A 15,148-nucleotide genomic window follows, 5' to 3' on the forward strand; every position below is an offset into this window, starting at 1 on the left:
GGGGGCTTGCATCCCGTTTCTAGACCCACTTTGCATAAACAACTTGGATTCCTGCGCGAACATTAATTAGAATCAGTCTCATTTAAGACCTTGCGCAGGCTTCTGGACATGTGTGATGCAGTTACGCCGACGGAGCAATCCCTTCATGTGTTGTACCGTGACCACGGGAGTTGGCTGGAAGGTTGGTTGCGACGGCGCATGGGCAATGCCTGGGATGCGGCGGACCTGCGTCAGGATACCTTCCTGCGGGTGCTTGCCAGCTCCCAGACCTTGACGGACCTGCAAGAGCCCCGGGCCTATCTGCTGACCGTCGGCAAACGCCTGTTGAGCAATTTCTATACCCGCCGCAATCTGGAACAGGCCTATCTAGACGCTTTGGCGAACCTGCCTGAAGCCTGTGCACCGTCTCCGGAACAGCGTTGGCTGCTGCTGGAAACCCTGCAAGCCCTGGACGAATTGCTGGATGGCCTGCCGCCCTTGGTGCGGCGGGCTTTTTTATGGAGCCAGCTCGAAGGCCTGGGCTATCGCGAGATCGCCGAGCGCCTGCAAGTCTCCGAACGCACCGTGAAGCGCTACATGGCCCAGGCCTATGAGCATTGCCTGTTGGTGGACTTCTGATGCCATCGACGCCATCACCCGAGGCTCGTGAAGCGGCACGGGCGGCTGCCCGGTGGTTGACCCTGATGGAGTTCGACGGGGATGCATTCGACTTGGCGGCCCTGCAACGCTGGCGCGACAGCAGCGCCCATCACGAGGCGGCCTGGCAGAAGGCCCAGCGATTGCGCCAGCGTTTTGCCGGGGTGCCGGCATCCCTGGGCATGGCAACCCTGGACCGTCCGGTACTGGCCCGGCGCGCGGTGCTCAAGCGTGCATTGGGCGTCGCCGCGTTGGTCCCGACCGCCTGGCTGCTGGGACGGGAGCTGCCGCTGGAGGCCTGGCGCGCTGATTTGCACACCGCCACGGGGGAGCGACGGCGCTGGTCGCTGGTCGATGGCAGTGCGCTGCAACTGAACACCGACAGCGCCGTCGACCTGGACCTCAAGGCCCGGCGCCTGGTGCTGCTGCGCGGTGAGATGGCCCTCAAACTCGCCGGGAGCACGCCGCTGTCCGTTCAGTCACCCTATGGGCTCGTCACGATCCATCGTGGCGAAGCTTGCCTGCACTTGGGCGACGGCGACTGCCGGGTGTCGGTGGTCAGCGGTTCAGCGTACCTGCAACCCCTGCGGGGACCCTCGCTGAGTCTGGAAGAGGGCCAGCAGGTCAACGTCCAGGCCTCAGGCGCGGGGCCGGTGCAGGCGTTCGACGTGGCACAGTTGGGTTGGCGTGACGGGGTACTGGTGGCGCAGGACCAGCCGCTGGGGCATTTCCTGCGGGAACTGAGCCGCTATCGCCCCGGCGTGCTGCGCTGGGACGAAACCCTGGAGCCGCTGCGAATCACCGGCAGCTTCCGCCTGGACAACACCGACCGAATCCTCACGCTGCTTGCGGCCAGCCTGCCGCTGGACGTGCACATGCGCACCCGTTACTGGGTCACGCTGACGCTTCGCAAGAATCTGGCCTGAGGACAGTTGATGTCGATCAGCCTCCCGCTGGGTCTGTAGGAGCTGCCGAGCGAAGCGAGGCTGCGATCTTTCTCCAGACACTTGAATCTCAAGCGAAAGATCAAAAGATCGCAGCCTTCGGCAGCTCCTACGGTGCCCACCAGCGTGAATCGAGACTGAGGCCTGTCCCCTTTTTTTGTCTCGCTTGTCATTCAAGGCAACTGAACAAAAACGAGAGCGCTTTCCAATGTCCGCAGTTGTACCTTCGCGTTTGCGCCCGGCCTTTGCCGGCCGGCGTCCGCTGTTGAACCTGAGCCTCATGTTGAGCCTGGGTGCCAGCCCATTTTTCATGTCATCAAGCCTGGCCGAAGAAGCCGCCCGGCGCAGTTATCAGGTGCCGGCCGGCAGCCTCGGCGCGGCGTTGACCCGGTTTGCCGGGTTGGCGGGGGTCAACCTGTCGGTGGATCCGGCCTTGGTGAGCGGGCGCGACAGCGCCGGGCTTTCGGGGGAGTTCGGGGTGGAAGAGGGGTTTGCCCGGCTGTTGCGGGGTTCGGGCCTGCAGTTGCAGCCGGTGGGGGAGCAGGCCTACATCCTGATGCCGGCGCCAGAAGGCGGCAGCTTGCAACTGGCACCCACCTCGATTCTCGGCGCCACGGCGTCGACGGACAGCCCGGTGTACGCCGGCGGCCAGGTGGCACGGCGTGGTTCGCAAGGCCTGCTGGGCTCGCGGGACTTCATGGAAACACCGTTCAGCATGACCACCTATACCAGCCAGACGGTCAAGAACCAGCAGGCGCGCACCCTCGGCGACCTGATCGCCAGCGACCCCTCGGTCCGCACCACCAACCCGGCGGGCGGACGCTTTGAGCAGTTCACCATTCGCGGTTTCAGCCTGTTCAACAGCGATGTCGCCTACAACGGTCTCTACGGCATCCTGCCGACGTACACGATCGACATGGAGATGGCCGAACGCGTCGACATCCTCAAGGGACCGAGCCAGCTCATCAACGGTATCTCGCCGCGGGGCAGCGTGGGGGGCGGGATCAATGTGGTGCCCAAACGCGCCACCGACAAGCCCATCACCTCGCTCACCGGCAGCTATGCCTCCAATAACCAGCTTGGCGGGGCGGTGGATGTCGGGCGACGCTTCGGTGAAGAAGACAAGTTCGGTATTCGTTTCAATGGCGTGAAGCAGGCGGGCGACACCGAATGGGATCACCAGAGCGTGGACCGCGAGATGGCGGTGCTGGGCCTGGACTTTCGCGGCGAACGCCTGCGACTCTCGACGGACATCGGCCACACCGAACGCAACACCGACGCGCCCCAGGAACGCGTGCAGGTCGGTGCCAATGCCCAGATCCCCCACGCCAGCGATGTGCGCGACAACTACGCCCAATCGTGGAGCAAGGCGCGCACCCAGGACACCTTCGGCACAGTGAACGCTGAGTTCGATGTCAGCGATTCGGTGATGCTGTATGGCGGTGTCGGCGCGCGCAAAAGCGACCACGACTTCCTTCGGCACAACGTTTCGGTCACCAACGACGCGGGCGACTTCACCGTCCAGCCCCGTGACTTTACCCGGGAGGAAAATGTCCGGACGGCCACGGCCGGCGTGCGCAACTGGTTCCATACCGGTCCGGTGAGCCATGAGGTCAACCTGGCGGCCAGTTATTTCTACATGGACTTCGAAAATGGCGGCGCCCGTTATGCCAACGGTCGCAGCAACCTGTATGACCCGGTACAGACCCCGACGCCGAGCAACCCGACCCGACAGGACGACAAGGTCTATACCGAGAACCGCTTCAGCGGCGTGGCCTTGTCCGACACTCTGGGGCTGTTCGAGGATCGCTTGCTGCTGACCCTCGGCGCTCGCTGGCAACGGGTGAAGGTTGATGACTGGACGAATAACGTCAAGGGTGACACCGCCTACGACGAGGAAAAGATTTCGCCGTCGGGCGGGATCCTGTTCAAGGCGACTGACAAGCTGTCGCTGTATGCCAACTACATGGAAGGCCTGAGCCAGGGCAAGATCGCGCCATCGACGTCGGTGAACGAGGATGAGATTTTCCCGCCGTTCATCAGCCGCCAGGTCGAAATGGGCGCCAAGTATGACGCTGGCCCGTTCGCTGTCACCGCCGCCGTGTTCCGAATCAAGCAGCCTGCCTATGCGACCGACGCCACGACACGTGTCTTCGGCCCGAACGGCAAGCGCGGAAACACCGGCGTGGAGTTGAGTGTGTTCGGCGAACCGCTGAAGGGAACCCGTTTGCTCGGCGGCGTGATGTTCATCGACAGTGAACTGACTGACACCACCGACAGCACCTTCGATGGCAACCGTGCACCGGCCACGCCGAGGTACAACGTCAACCTCGGCGCCGAATGGGATGTGCCAACGGTCCAGGGCCTGACCCTGACCAGTCGCGGCATCTATTCCAGCTCGCAGTACCTGGACCAGTCCAACACCAAGGAAATCGATGCCTGGACGCGTTTCGACGTGGGGGCTCGCTATGGGTTCAAGGTCGACGAAAAACACATCACCCTGCGGGCCAACATCGAAAACGTGGCCGACAAGCGCTACTGGAGTTCGGCCGGCGCATCGGATGACAGTGAACCGGGCTTGACGCTGTCGACCCCGCGCACCTACCTGCTTTCCGCGACCGTTGATTTCTAGGTCGAAGTGCCGCTCCAGGGAAGGAGCGGTCCAGGTTCAGGTATCGCGAAACAGATCGTGGGCATCCAGCAGTCGCCAGGCGATCTCGGGGCGTTTTTCCAGCCCGCGGCGGATGGCGGCGGGGATCGACTGGCGAATCTTGCGGCACAGGCCGGGCTGTTCCTGGAATTCGATGGCGATGCCGCGCATGGTCCGCACTTCGTTGTAGCCGGGCTCGACGCGCAGGCGGATCCCCAGGTTTTCATACAGGCGCTGTTGCAGGCGCTGGAGTTCGTCGAGGCTCTGGATGTTCTCCAGGCGTTCGAGCAGGCGTTTTTCTTCCTGGCGATTCAGGCACAGGATGCGCAGGTCGCTGCCAGGCGCTTGCAACAAGGCATCACGTCCGCAATCGCAGACGCCGGGCGGGCAGGGGGGACGGATCGGAATCGACGCGGTCATGGGCTCCACAAAGTCTGCTGCACAACGAAACAGCGAGCTTATCGCCGGCCCAGGCAATGTGATGCCTGGCGGCATGTGGGTCAAGCCTGTTGGAGGGGCCGCTGGTCTGGCGCGGCTGCTGTACTGTGCGAGCTTGCTCGCGATAGCGGTGGGTCAGTTTGCACACCCGTTGGATTTGCCGCCGTCATCGCGAGCAAGCTCGCTCCCACATTTGGATTTCAGTGCACACAAACGCTGTGTCCGACCTCAATCCCCTGTGGGAGCGAGCTTGCTCGCGATAACGGTAGATCAGCCGAGAGGGTTACAACCCCAACTCGGACAATCCCGGATGATCATCCGGCCGGCGGCCCAGGGGCCAATGGAACTTGCGCTCGCTTTCCTTGATCGGCATGTCGTTGATGCAAGCGTAGCGGTTGTACATCAGGCCTTGCTCGTCGAACTCCCAGTTTTCGTTGCCGTATGAGCGGAACCAGTTGCCCGAGTCGTCGTGCCATTCGTAGGCGTAGCGCACGGCGATGCGGTTATCGGTGAAGGCCCAGAGTTCCTTGATCAGCCGGTAATCCAATTCCTTGGCCCACTTGCGGGTCAGGAACGCCTTGGCTTCTTCGCGGTTGTGCGCGAATTCGGCGCGGTTACGCCATTGGGTGTCCAGCGTGTAGGCCAGGGATACTTTTTGCGGGTCGCGAGAGTTCCAGCCGTCTTCGGCCAGGCGAACTTTCTCGATCGCCGACTCACGGGTGAACGGCGGCAGTGGCGGACGAACTTCAGAAGAGGCAGACATGGCGAGTCTCCAATAAGTTGATGAATGAAGCAGGGTTCAACGGTCAGGTGTGTAGCAATATCTTCAGCATGTCCTGGGCGTGGTCAGCCGCGCTGTGGTCGCCCATGACCAGCGCCACGGTAATGGCGCCGTCGATCAGAATCAGTAGCTGGCGGGCCAGGGCGTCCGGATTTTCGACGCCTTGTTCGACGCACAACCGGGTCACGTAATCGAGCAGCTTCTGTTTGTGCATCTTCGCCACCTGGCGGACCGGGTCCTGTGGATCGCCGGTTTCGCCGCTGGTGTTGATGAAGGCACAACCGCGAAAACCTTCGCTGTCGAACCAGCCCTTGAGCACGGTGAACAGGTTGAGCAGCCGCGCCGTCGGTGTGGGCGCCTTGTCCACTTCGCTGCTGAACCAGTGCATCCAGCGCTCGTCCCGCCGCTCGAGAGCGGCCACGATCAGGTCGTCCTTGTTGGCGAAGTAGCGATAGACACTTTTCCTGGAGACGCCGGCGGTTTTCACCAGAAGGTCCATGCCGGTGGCGGCGATGCCACTTCTATAGATCAACTTTTCGGCGACATCGAGGATGATGTCTCGAGTTTCATTACCAGTGATTTCGTTCATGGGATAAAAGTAGAACGATCGTTCTCCTTGGTCAAGTTGTTTTTTTCTTGACGACAGGAAGACCCGAACCCATCCATGGTGTAAGCTCATCCGTTCTTCGGAATCGACCTTTTTGCGAGCCCTATGCCGTCGCTCTTCAAACGCTCCCTGCTGCCCAAGCTGCGCAGCTTTGCACTGACCGCCGACGCGGTGACCATCCTCGATGGCGCTGCCCAATTCCGCCGTTGCCTGCTGGAGAAAATCGCCCAGGCCACCCAGCGCATCTACATCGTCGCCCTCTACCTGCAACAGGACGAGGCCGGCCAGGAAATTCTCGATGCCTTGCATGCCGCCAAAGCGGCGCGTCCGGAACTGGACGTGGTCGTGGTCGTGGACTGGTTGCGGGCCCAGCGCGGGCTGATTGGCGCCAAGAAGCAGCCGGGCAACTCGGCGTGGTACCAGGAACAGACCCGTACCCATGCCAGCGAAGTGCCGATCTACGGCGTGCCGGTGCAGACCCGCGAACTGTTCGGCGTGTTGCATTTGAAAGGTTTCGTGATCGATGACTGTGTGCTCTACAGCGGCGCCAGCCTGAATAACGTCTATTTGCACAAGTTCGACAAATACCGCTACGACCGCTATCACCTGTTGCAGAACACGGCACTGGCCGACTCGATGCATCACCTGGTGCAGCATGGCCTGATCACCTCCAGGGCCGTGCATCGCCTGGACCTGCCGAACCTGCCCAGCACCCGCAGTTTGCGCAAGGACATCGGCGACCTGCGCAGTCGCCTCAAGTACGCGACCTATGACACCAGCGTTGGCAGCCTCGACAAAAGTGGCCTGTCGGTAAGCCCGTTGCTGGGGGTGGGCAAGAACAACCCCCTGAGCCGGGTGATCGGTGAGCTGATCGCCAGCAGCCGCCAGCAACTGACCATCTGTACCCCGTATTTCAACCTGCCCCTGGCCGTGACCCGGGAGCTCAACCGCGCCCTGGCCCGCGGGGTCAAGATCGACATCATCGTCGGCGACAAGACCGCCAACGACTTCTACATTCCGCCAAGCGAACCGTTCAAGATCATCGCGGCGCTACCATACCTCTACGAAATCAGCCTGCGACGTTTCGCCAAACGGCATCAGCACGCGATCGACAGCGGCCAATTGAACCTGCACCTGTGGCGTGACGGGGACAACACCTATCACCTCAAGGGCATGTGGGTCGACGAGCGCTACACCTTGCTGACCGGCAACAACCTCAACCCGCGGGCCTTTCGCCTGGACCTGGAAAACGCGCTGTTGCTGGACGATCCCAAGGGCGAGCTGCTGGCGCCGCGCCAGGCCGAGCTTGAGCGGATCTACCGCCACACCCGCCGGATCGAGCGTTACCTGGACCTGGAAACCCTGCCGGATTATCCCGAGGCCGTGGCCAGGTTCCTGAAACGAGTCAGCCGGGTGCGGATAGAACGGCTGCTTTACCGGATCCTGTGAACACCCGCGCCATGTCGGAAAAAGACACCATCTCCATCCAGCTGGTGCGTGAGGCGTTGCTGCAAAGCTGCGCGCCCGGGGCTGCTACCGATGAGGTCTTGAGCAAGGTCGGCATAGCCCCGGCGCTGCTTGACGATCCCCAGGCGCGTGTCCCGGCCCATGCCTATGCGCGGCTCTGGCGGTTGCTGGCCCAGCGCCTGGATGACGAGTTCTTCGGCATGGACCCGCGCAAGCTCAAGTCCGGCAGCCTCGCGTTCCTCTGCCAGTGCGCCATGGCCCAGCCCACGCTGGCGAGCGGGCTGACAGCGGGGCTGGGGTTTCTGTCACTGATGCTCGAACACCTGCCGGCCCAGTGGGTACGCCAGCAAAGCCTGGCGGAAATCGTGCTGCAGGAAGACGACCAGGCGCCACGCCGGGCCTTTACCTACTTCACTTACTGGATGATCGTCCATGGTGTCGCCTGCTGGCTGGCCGGGCGGCGCATTCCCATCCTGTCTGTCGAACTGCGCTGCCCGGCGCCGGATTTCTGCGACGACTACCGGGTGATGTTCTCCCAGAACTTGCGCTTTGGCCGGCCGCGCACCCGGATGATTTTCGCCGCCGAATGCCTCGACCTGCCCATCCGGCGCAACGCTGACGAGCTCAAGCGCTTCCTGGCCCGGGCCCCAGCCAACATCCTGGTCAAATACCGCGACCCGCAAAGCCTGGCCAGCCGTATCCGGCACGACCTGCGGCAACTGCCCGCCGAACGGTGGCCGGAAACCGAGGCCCTGGCCCAGCAGCTGTGCGTGTCCGCCTCGACCCTGCGCCGACGCCTGGCGGAGGAGGGCCAGACTTACCAAGGCCTCAAGGACAGCGTGCGCAAGGATCTGGCGATCACCTGGCTGGCCGAGCCGTCCATCAGCTTCGTCGAAATCGCCTCGCGCCTGGGTTTTGCCGATGCCAGCTCTTTCTACAAGGCGTTTCGCAAATGGTCCGGGTCCAACCCGGGGCATTATCGCAGCCTGATTCTCAACGACCCGGATTGATCCATCGGGTGGTCTCCAATCTTGTGCCCCCTTGTGGGAGCGAGCTGGCTCGCGATAGCGGTGGTTCAGTCGCCTCGTCATTGACTGCCATACCCTCATCGCGAGCCAGTTCGCTCCCACAGGGACTTTCGCCTGGCAAGCTGGCACGCTCATAAAACCGTCATTTTTCTTTGATACAAGCCTGTGCAGGCGCCGGAAAAGCCGGGCCATCCATCAGGGTAATGTATGCAAGTGACCGTTTTGGGCTGCGTATGAGCGTACTGGTCACCGGTGCTGCTGGGTTCATCGGGTTTCATACCGCCAGGCGGTTGTGCAGCGAGGGCCATCAGGTCATCGGCATCGACAACCTTAACAGCTACTACAGCGTCGAGCTGAAGCAGGCTCGGCTGGCGTTGTTGGCCGAATACCCCAACTTCCGCTTCCTGCGGCTGGACGTGGCTGACAAGCAGGCGCTGCTGGATGTATTTGCGAAAACTCCATTCGAGTATGTCGTCCACTTGGCGGCCCAGGCTGGTGTGCGCTATTCCATCGATAATCCCGACCTTTATGCGCAAAGCAACCTGGTGGGGTTCCTCAACGTATTGGAAGCCTGCCGTGCCCACCGGCCGGCGCACCTGGTGTTCGCCTCGAGCAGCTCGGTGTATGGCTTGAACGACCGGTTGCCGTATGCCACCACCGATCCGGTGGATCAGCCCGTGTCTTTTTATGCGGCGACCAAGCGCGCCAATGAGCTGATGGCCCACGCTTACTCGCATCTCTACGGGATTCCCACCACCGGCCTGCGGTTTTTCACCGTGTATGGACCGTGGGGGCGGCCCGACATGGCACCGTTCAAATTCACCGACGCCATCCTCAGCGGTCGCGCCATTGACCTCTACAACGACGGCGCGATGTCGCGGGATTTCACCTACATCGACGACATCGTCGAAGGCCTGGTGCGGTTGTTGCCGCGGCCGCCGGCCAACGAAACAGGCGTGCGCCACAAGCTCTACAACATCGGCTTCGGCGCTCCGGTGAAGCTCTTGCAGTTTGTCGAGTGCCTGGAAGAGGCCCTGGGCATTCCCGCGATCAAGCATTTCTTGCCGTTGCAAGCGGGTGACGTGGTCGACACGTGGGCGGACACGCGGGAGCTGGAGGAACACATCGGTTTTCGCCCGCAGGTCGCGGTGCCCGTCGGCGTGCAGTCGTTTGTCGATTGGTACCGCGCGTATTACCGCGTTTAACCCCCTCAGCTTTTTTACTGGAGCGTCATGCACGAAACCCTTTATGTGTCGGTCCTGATTCCGGCAAAGAACGAAGCCGGCAACCTCATTCCACTGCTGGAAGAAGTGCGGGCGGCGCTGGTGGACGAGGCCTTCGAAGTCATCGTGGTCGACGATGGCAGCACAGACGCCACCGCCGCGCAACTGCGGGCGTTGCAAGGCAGTGGCTATCGCCAGTTGCGGGTGCTCAGCCATGCCCGCTCCCTCGGGCAGAGCACGTCGATCTACCACGCGGCTGAAGTGGCCCGCGGGCATTGGTTGGCAACCCTCGATGGGGACGGGCAGAACGACCCGGCCGACCTGCCAAAGATGCTCGACCTGGTACGCGGTTCGGAGGGTACGCCCGCCGGTGTCAAGCTGGTGGCGGGGCATCGCGTCAACCGCCGGGACACGGCGAGCAAGCGTTGGGCCTCGCGGTTCGCCAACAAACTGCGGGCCAGCCTGCTCAAGGACCAGACGCCCGATACCGGTTGCGGCATCAAGTTGATCGAGCGGGAGGCGTTTCTGCGCTTGCCGTATTTCGATCACATGCATCGCTTCATTCCGGCGCTGATCCGTCGGCACAACGGCCGGATGCTGGTTCACCCGGTGAATCACCGTGAGCGCGGGGCCGGGGTGTCCAACTACGGCAACCTCGACCGGGCGCTGGTGGGCATTGTCGATCTGTTCGGGGTGTGGTGGTTGATAAGACGCACCCGCCTGGATATCAACGCACAAGAAACCGAGGTGTGACATGGGCAGAGAAACGTTGTGGCTGGCCGTTGGCTTCGGCGGCCAGTTGGCCTTCACCGGACGTTTTGTCCTGCAATGGCTGTACAGCGAGTACAAGAAGCGCAGCGTGATCCCCGTGGGTTTCTGGTACTTGAGCATCATCGGCAGCGCGCTGTTGCTGGCCTACGCCATCTACCGCGAAGACCCGGTGTTCATTGTCGGCCAGTCCTTCGGCTTCATCGTTTACCTGCGCAACTTGCAGTTGATCGCCAAGCACCACGAGCAGGAAAACCGCGAACTGGCCGAGAAGGGCTGAGACGGTGCGGATACGATTGTCTTCCTCGCGACTGGAGCTTCTGGCGCTTGTGGCATTGGCCTTGATCATGGTGGGCGCCGGCCTGGGTTGGCGCCAACCGATGAACGTCGATGAAGAGCGCTTCCTCGGCGTTGCCCTGGAGATGCTGCAGAACGGCTCATGGTTCATTCCCCACCGCGCCGGGGAAATCTACGCCGACAAGCCGCCGTTGTTCATGTGGGCGGTGGCCTCGTTCGTGCAATTGACCCACCTGCCGAAAATTGCCCTGTACCTGCCCGCGCTGTTGGCTGGTGCCGTCACCACCGCATGCCTGTATGACCTGGGCCGGCGCTTGTGGGGGCGACGCGTGGGAGGGATCGCCGCGCTTTTGTTTCTCGCCACCTACCAGACCTACAGCATTCTGCGCACCGGGCAGATCGATGGTTTTCTTGCACTCTGGACCATCTTGGGGATCTATGGCTTGTGCCGGCATCTGATGCTCGGCCCGGCGTGGCGTTGGTATTACGTGGCCTGTGCGGCGATGGGGCTGGGGGTCATCAGCAAAGGCGTGGGGTTTCTGCCGGTGTTGATGCTGATTCCCTACGCCTATGGGGTGCGTCGAGGGTGGAAAGGCCTGGTGTCCATGCCGGGCAAGGCGGGGGGCTGGTGGCTGGGGCTGGTTGTGGCGCTGGCCGCCATTGCGCTGTGGCTTGGGCCGTTGCTGCTGATCGTGTGGCAGGGCAGCCCCGACAGCCTGGCGTACGCCCAGGAAATCCTGCTCAAGCAGACGGCGGGGCGTTATGCCAATGCCTGGGAGCACCGCGAACCCTTTTGGTATTTCTTCGTCCTGGTGATTCCGAAATACTGGCTGCCGATCTTTTTCATGCTGCCATGGCTGGTGCCGGCCTGGCGCAGGCAGTTGCTCAAGCATGACGGTCGCGTGCTGATGCTGCTGGGGTGGGTGGTGCTGGTGCTGTTGTTCTTCAGCCTGAGCAGTGGCAAGCGCAAGCTGTATATCTTTCCCGCGTTGCCAGCCTTGATCCTGCTGGTGGCGCCGCTTGTGCCGTGGATGCTGCACCGCTGGTTCAGCCGGCGTCCGAGGGGCAGGGTGGTATTCGCTGGGTTGACGGTGGTGTGGTTGTGCGCCTGGTTTGTGCGCGGCTTCATCGAGCCCTACAGGGAAGGCATCAACCCCCACCAGATCTTGATGCGTGATGTCGCGAGGCTGACTTCAAATGCCGAGTTGGCGCTCGTCGGGTGGCGCGAGGGGCATTGGCTGTTCGCCCAGCAGCCCATCGTGCATTTTGGCTTCCATGACCGCCAGTCCCTGGAACGATCCGCCACCTGGCTACGCGGCCACCCGCAGGCCTTTGCCTTGGTGCCCGCGCGGGACCTGGCGCGTTGCTACGACCCGCAAAAGGCGCGCCGGGTCGGCGATACCTCGCGGGCCGAGTGGTTCCTGGTGGGGCCTGATGCGGACAACCGGCGCTGCCAGTCCCCGGCGTCGGAGAAGGTTTACTCGTTCACATGGGCGCATCCTTTGTAGTGGCTGAAAACTTCCTGCGGCGAGGGCGCTTGCTCCCGCTGGGCTGCGCCCCGTAGGAGCTGTGTAGGAGCTGTCGAGTGCAACGAGGCTGCGATCTTTCCCCAGACACTTGAATCTCAAGCGAAAGATCAAAAGATCGCAGCCTTCGGCAGCTCCTACACAAGCCCAGCGGGAGCAAGCTCCCTCGCCACAGGGGAAGCTCGACAGACAACACATCCCTCGAACCATGGCCAAACCAGTCAAGCAACTTGATGGCTTTGACCATTGCCGCCACCGTCCTTCGGCGCGAGTATTTGCCTGCTCTTCACGGTTCCCCCAGCCAATAAAAAGTACAGAGGGATTCTGGTCATGCGCGATTATTCGTCCGCCACGTCACAGTTCGATTACCAGCACACCGTCAACGCCGCGCTGCACGGCTCGCTCGAGGCGCTCAATGCCTGTGTCGAGTGTTGCGACCGGCATGCATTGCCGGGTCGCATCGCCTTGTTCTGGGAGGGCCGTGACGGCAGCGAAGCTACCTGGACTTACCGCGACCTGCAGGACAATGCCGCACGGTTCGCCAACTTCCTGCGTGCCCAAGGCGTCGGCAAGGGCGACAAAGTGGCCGGCCTGCTGCCGCGCACTGCGGAACTCTTGATCGTCGTACTCGCCACCTGGCGTATCGGTGCGGTGTATCAACCGCTGTTCACCGCGTTCGGACCCAAGGCCATCGAGCACCGCCTCGGCAGCTCGGGCGCACGGATCGTCGTGACCGACGCCGTCAACCGTCCCAAGCTCAATGAAGTCGCCGGTTGCCCCACCATCGTCACCGTCGGTGGCGAAAAGGGCCAGGGCATCGTGCGGGGCGACTACAGTTTCTGGGCCGAAGTGGCGAACCAGTCCAGCCAGTGCGAACCGCTGATGCTCACTGGCGAAGATCCGTTTTTACTGATGTTCACCTCCGGTACCACGGGGCCCGCCAAGGCGCTGTCGGTGCCGCTCAAGGCCATCGTGGCGTTCCAGAGCTACACCCGTGACGCGGTGGACCTGCGCCCTGAAGACGCCTTCTGGAACGTCGCCGACCCGGGTTGGGCCTACGGTATTTATTTTGGCGTGACCGGGCCGCTGGCCATGGGGCATCCGATCACCTTCTACGATGGCCCGTTCACCCTGGACAGCACCTGCCGGGTCATCAACAAGTACGGCATCACCAACCTGACCGGCTCGCCCACCGCCTATCGCCTGTTGATCGCCGGGGGCGAGCAGTTTGCCCGCTCGATCAAGGGCAAGCTGCGCATCGTCAGCAGCGCCGGTGAGCCATTGAACCCAGAGGTGATCCGCTGGTTCGCCGACAACCTGAACGTGGTGATCCACGACCATTACGGCCAGACCGAACTGGGCATGGTGCTGTGCAACCACCACGGGCTGGAACACCCGGTGCACCTGGGCGCGGCCGGTTTCGCCTCGCCGGGCCACCGGATCGTGGTATTGGATGAAGACCAGCGCGAGCTGGGCGTGGGCCAGCCGGGCATTCTCGCGGTGGACCGCAGCCAGTCGCCCATGTGCTGGTTCGCCGGTTACGAAGGCGCGCCGACCAAGGCCTTTGTTGGCGACTACTACTTGAGCGGCGACACCGTGGAGCTGAATCCGGATGGCAGCATCAGCTTCGTCGGTCGCAGCGACGACGTGATCACCACCTCCGGCTACCGGGTCGGTCCGTTCGACGTGGAAAGCGCGCTGATCGAACACCCGGCCGTGGTGGAAGCGGCGGTGATCGGCAAGCCCGATCCTGAGCGCACCGAGTTGGTGAAGGCTTTCGTGGTGCTCAGCACCCAATATCGCGCCTCTCCGGAGCTGGCCGAGGAATTGCGCCTGCATGTGCGCAAGCGCCTGGCGGCCCATGCCTATCCCCGTGAAATCGAATTTGTCAGCGACTTGCCGAAAACCCCAAGCGGCAAGTTGCAGCGCTTTATCTTGCGCAACCAGGAAATCGCCAAAGCCCAAGAAGCTGCGGCGCAGAACGTTTCAGCTTGAACCCAAGGAAACCATGATGCAGATCGACAACAAGATTTTCCTCGTCAGCGGCGGCGCCTCCGGCCTCGGCGCGGCCACCGCTGAAATGCTGGTCAAGGCCGGCGCCAAGGTGATGCTGGTGGACCTCAACGCCGACGCCGTGGCCGCCCAGGCGCAAAAGCTGGGTTGCCAGAGCGTGGTGGCCGATATCAGCAACGAAGTGGCGGCTGAAGCGGCAGTCAAGGCCACGGTCACGGCTTTCGGGGGGCTGAATGGCCTGGTGAATTGCGCCGGTATCGTGCGCGGCGAGAAAATCCTCGGCAAGAACGGCCCCCATGGGCTGGACAGCTTCAGCCAGGTGATCAACGTCAACCTGATCGGCAGCTTCAACCTGCTGCGCCTGGCGGCTGCAGCCATTGCCGAAACCGAGGCCAACACCGACGGCGAACGTGGCGTGATCATCAACACCGCTTCGGTAGCGGCCTTCGACGGCCAGATCGGCCAGGCCGCCTACGCGGCTTCAAAAGGTGCCATCGCCAGTCTGACACTGCCCGCCGCCCGTGAACTGGCGCGCTTCGGTATCCGGGTGATGACCATTGCCCCGGGGATTTTCGAAACCCCGATGATGGCCGGCATGACGCCCGAGGTGCGGGATTCCCTGGCCGCCGGCGTACCATTTCCTCCGCGCCTTGGGAAACCTGCCGAGTACGCGGCGCTGGTCAGGCATATCATTGAGAACAGCATGCTCAACGGCGAGGTGATCCGTCTCGACGGCGCCTTGCGCATGGCAGCCAAATAAACAAGGAGGA

Annotated in this window: 14 protein-coding genes; 11 read left to right on the forward strand and 3 right to left on the reverse strand. The window is 62.5% G+C overall.

All coding sequences use genetic code 11. The annotated features are described in order from the left end of the window. The first annotated feature begins 108 nt into the window (after nt 1-108). The 3 genes from BLP82_RS00515 to BLP82_RS00525 all read left to right on the forward strand — a co-directional run bounded on the left by BLP82_RS00515 (nt 109) and on the right by BLP82_RS00525 (nt 4,212). On the forward strand, nt 109-618 hold the full coding sequence (locus BLP82_RS00515; protein ID WP_092164453.1) for a sigma-70 family RNA polymerase sigma factor: 510 nt from the start codon (nt 109-111) through the stop codon (nt 616-618). Continuing rightward, the gene (locus tag BLP82_RS00520) at nt 618-1,562 is read left to right on the forward strand and encodes a FecR domain-containing protein (RefSeq protein ID WP_092164455.1); all 945 of its coding nucleotides are present in this window, start codon (nt 618-620) and stop codon (nt 1,560-1,562) included. The genes BLP82_RS00515 and BLP82_RS00520 overlap by 1 nt, the downstream gene beginning before the upstream one ends. Before the next feature lie 226 nt (nt 1,563-1,788). Beyond that, on the forward strand, nt 1,789-4,212 hold the full coding sequence (locus tag BLP82_RS00525) for a TonB-dependent receptor (RefSeq protein ID WP_092164463.1): 2,424 nt from the start codon (nt 1,789-1,791) through the stop codon (nt 4,210-4,212). A gap of 36 nt (nt 4,213-4,248) precedes the next feature. On the opposite strand, the gene BLP82_RS00530 is transcribed toward BLP82_RS00525, so the two are convergent. The 3 genes from BLP82_RS00530 to BLP82_RS00540 all read right to left on the reverse strand — a co-directional run bounded on the left by BLP82_RS00530 (nt 4,249) and on the right by BLP82_RS00540 (nt 6,038). Beyond that, on the reverse strand, nt 4,249-4,650 hold the full coding sequence (locus BLP82_RS00530) for a hypothetical protein (protein WP_060742284.1): 402 nt from the start codon (nt 4,648-4,650) through the stop codon (nt 4,249-4,251). Nucleotides 4,651-4,951: 301 nt separating this feature from the next. Continuing rightward, nucleotides 4,952-5,431 carry a nuclear transport factor 2 family protein gene (locus BLP82_RS00535; protein ID WP_060742285.1) on the reverse strand — a complete coding sequence of 160 codons (480 nt, stop codon included), beginning with the start codon at nt 5,429-5,431 and terminating at the stop codon, nt 4,952-4,954. Between the two features lie 43 nt (nt 5,432-5,474). Next, nucleotides 5,475-6,038, reverse strand: coding sequence for a TetR/AcrR family transcriptional regulator (locus tag BLP82_RS00540; protein ID WP_092164464.1), 564 nt, complete (start codon nt 6,036-6,038; stop codon nt 5,475-5,477). A 123-nt stretch (nt 6,039-6,161) separates the two neighbouring features. Here BLP82_RS00540 and pssA point away from each other — a divergent pair, with 123 nt between their 5' ends. The 8 genes from pssA to BLP82_RS00580 all read left to right on the forward strand — a co-directional run bounded on the left by pssA (nt 6,162) and on the right by BLP82_RS00580 (nt 15,138). Beyond that, entirely contained in the window at nt 6,162-7,505 is a 1,344-nt protein-coding gene (gene pssA, locus BLP82_RS00545; protein WP_060742287.1) for a CDP-diacylglycerol--serine O-phosphatidyltransferase, read from the forward strand. A gap of 11 nt (nt 7,506-7,516) precedes the next feature. Continuing rightward, entirely contained in the window at nt 7,517-8,533 is a 1,017-nt protein-coding gene (locus BLP82_RS00550; protein ID WP_092164997.1) for an AraC family transcriptional regulator, read from the forward strand. A gap of 251 nt (nt 8,534-8,784) precedes the next feature. Continuing rightward, nucleotides 8,785-9,756: an NAD-dependent epimerase gene (locus tag BLP82_RS00555; protein WP_092164999.1), complete on the forward strand. Its 972-nt coding sequence runs from the start codon at nt 8,785-8,787 to the stop codon at nt 9,754-9,756. A 27-nt stretch (nt 9,757-9,783) separates the two neighbouring features. Beyond that, nucleotides 9,784-10,527, forward strand: coding sequence for a glycosyltransferase family 2 protein (locus BLP82_RS00560; RefSeq protein WP_092164465.1), 744 nt, complete (start codon nt 9,784-9,786; stop codon nt 10,525-10,527). Between the two features lies 1 nt (nt 10,528). Then, nucleotides 10,529-10,822, forward strand: coding sequence for a lipid-A-disaccharide synthase N-terminal domain-containing protein (locus BLP82_RS00565; RefSeq protein ID WP_092164466.1), 294 nt, complete (start codon nt 10,529-10,531; stop codon nt 10,820-10,822). Nucleotides 10,823-10,889: 67 nt separating this feature from the next. Further along, nucleotides 10,890-12,347: an ArnT family glycosyltransferase gene (locus BLP82_RS00570; RefSeq protein WP_170842257.1), complete on the forward strand. Its 1,458-nt coding sequence runs from the start codon at nt 10,890-10,892 to the stop codon at nt 12,345-12,347. 348 nt (nt 12,348-12,695) lie between these two features. Continuing rightward, a complete protein-coding gene (locus BLP82_RS00575) occupies nt 12,696-14,360 on the forward strand; it encodes an AMP-binding protein (protein ID WP_092164468.1) in 1,665 nt (554 codons plus the stop codon). Nucleotides 14,361-14,376: 16 nt separating this feature from the next. Then, nucleotides 14,377-15,138, forward strand: coding sequence for an SDR family NAD(P)-dependent oxidoreductase (locus BLP82_RS00580; protein WP_092164470.1), 762 nt, complete (start codon nt 14,377-14,379; stop codon nt 15,136-15,138). Nucleotides 15,139-15,148: the final 10 nt, after the last annotated feature.

This window comes from Pseudomonas sp. NFACC37-1 (genome assembly GCF_900101575.1).
In the GTDB taxonomy this organism is placed as follows: Bacteria; Pseudomonadota; Gammaproteobacteria; order Pseudomonadales; family Pseudomonadaceae; genus Aquipseudomonas; species Aquipseudomonas fluorescens_AA.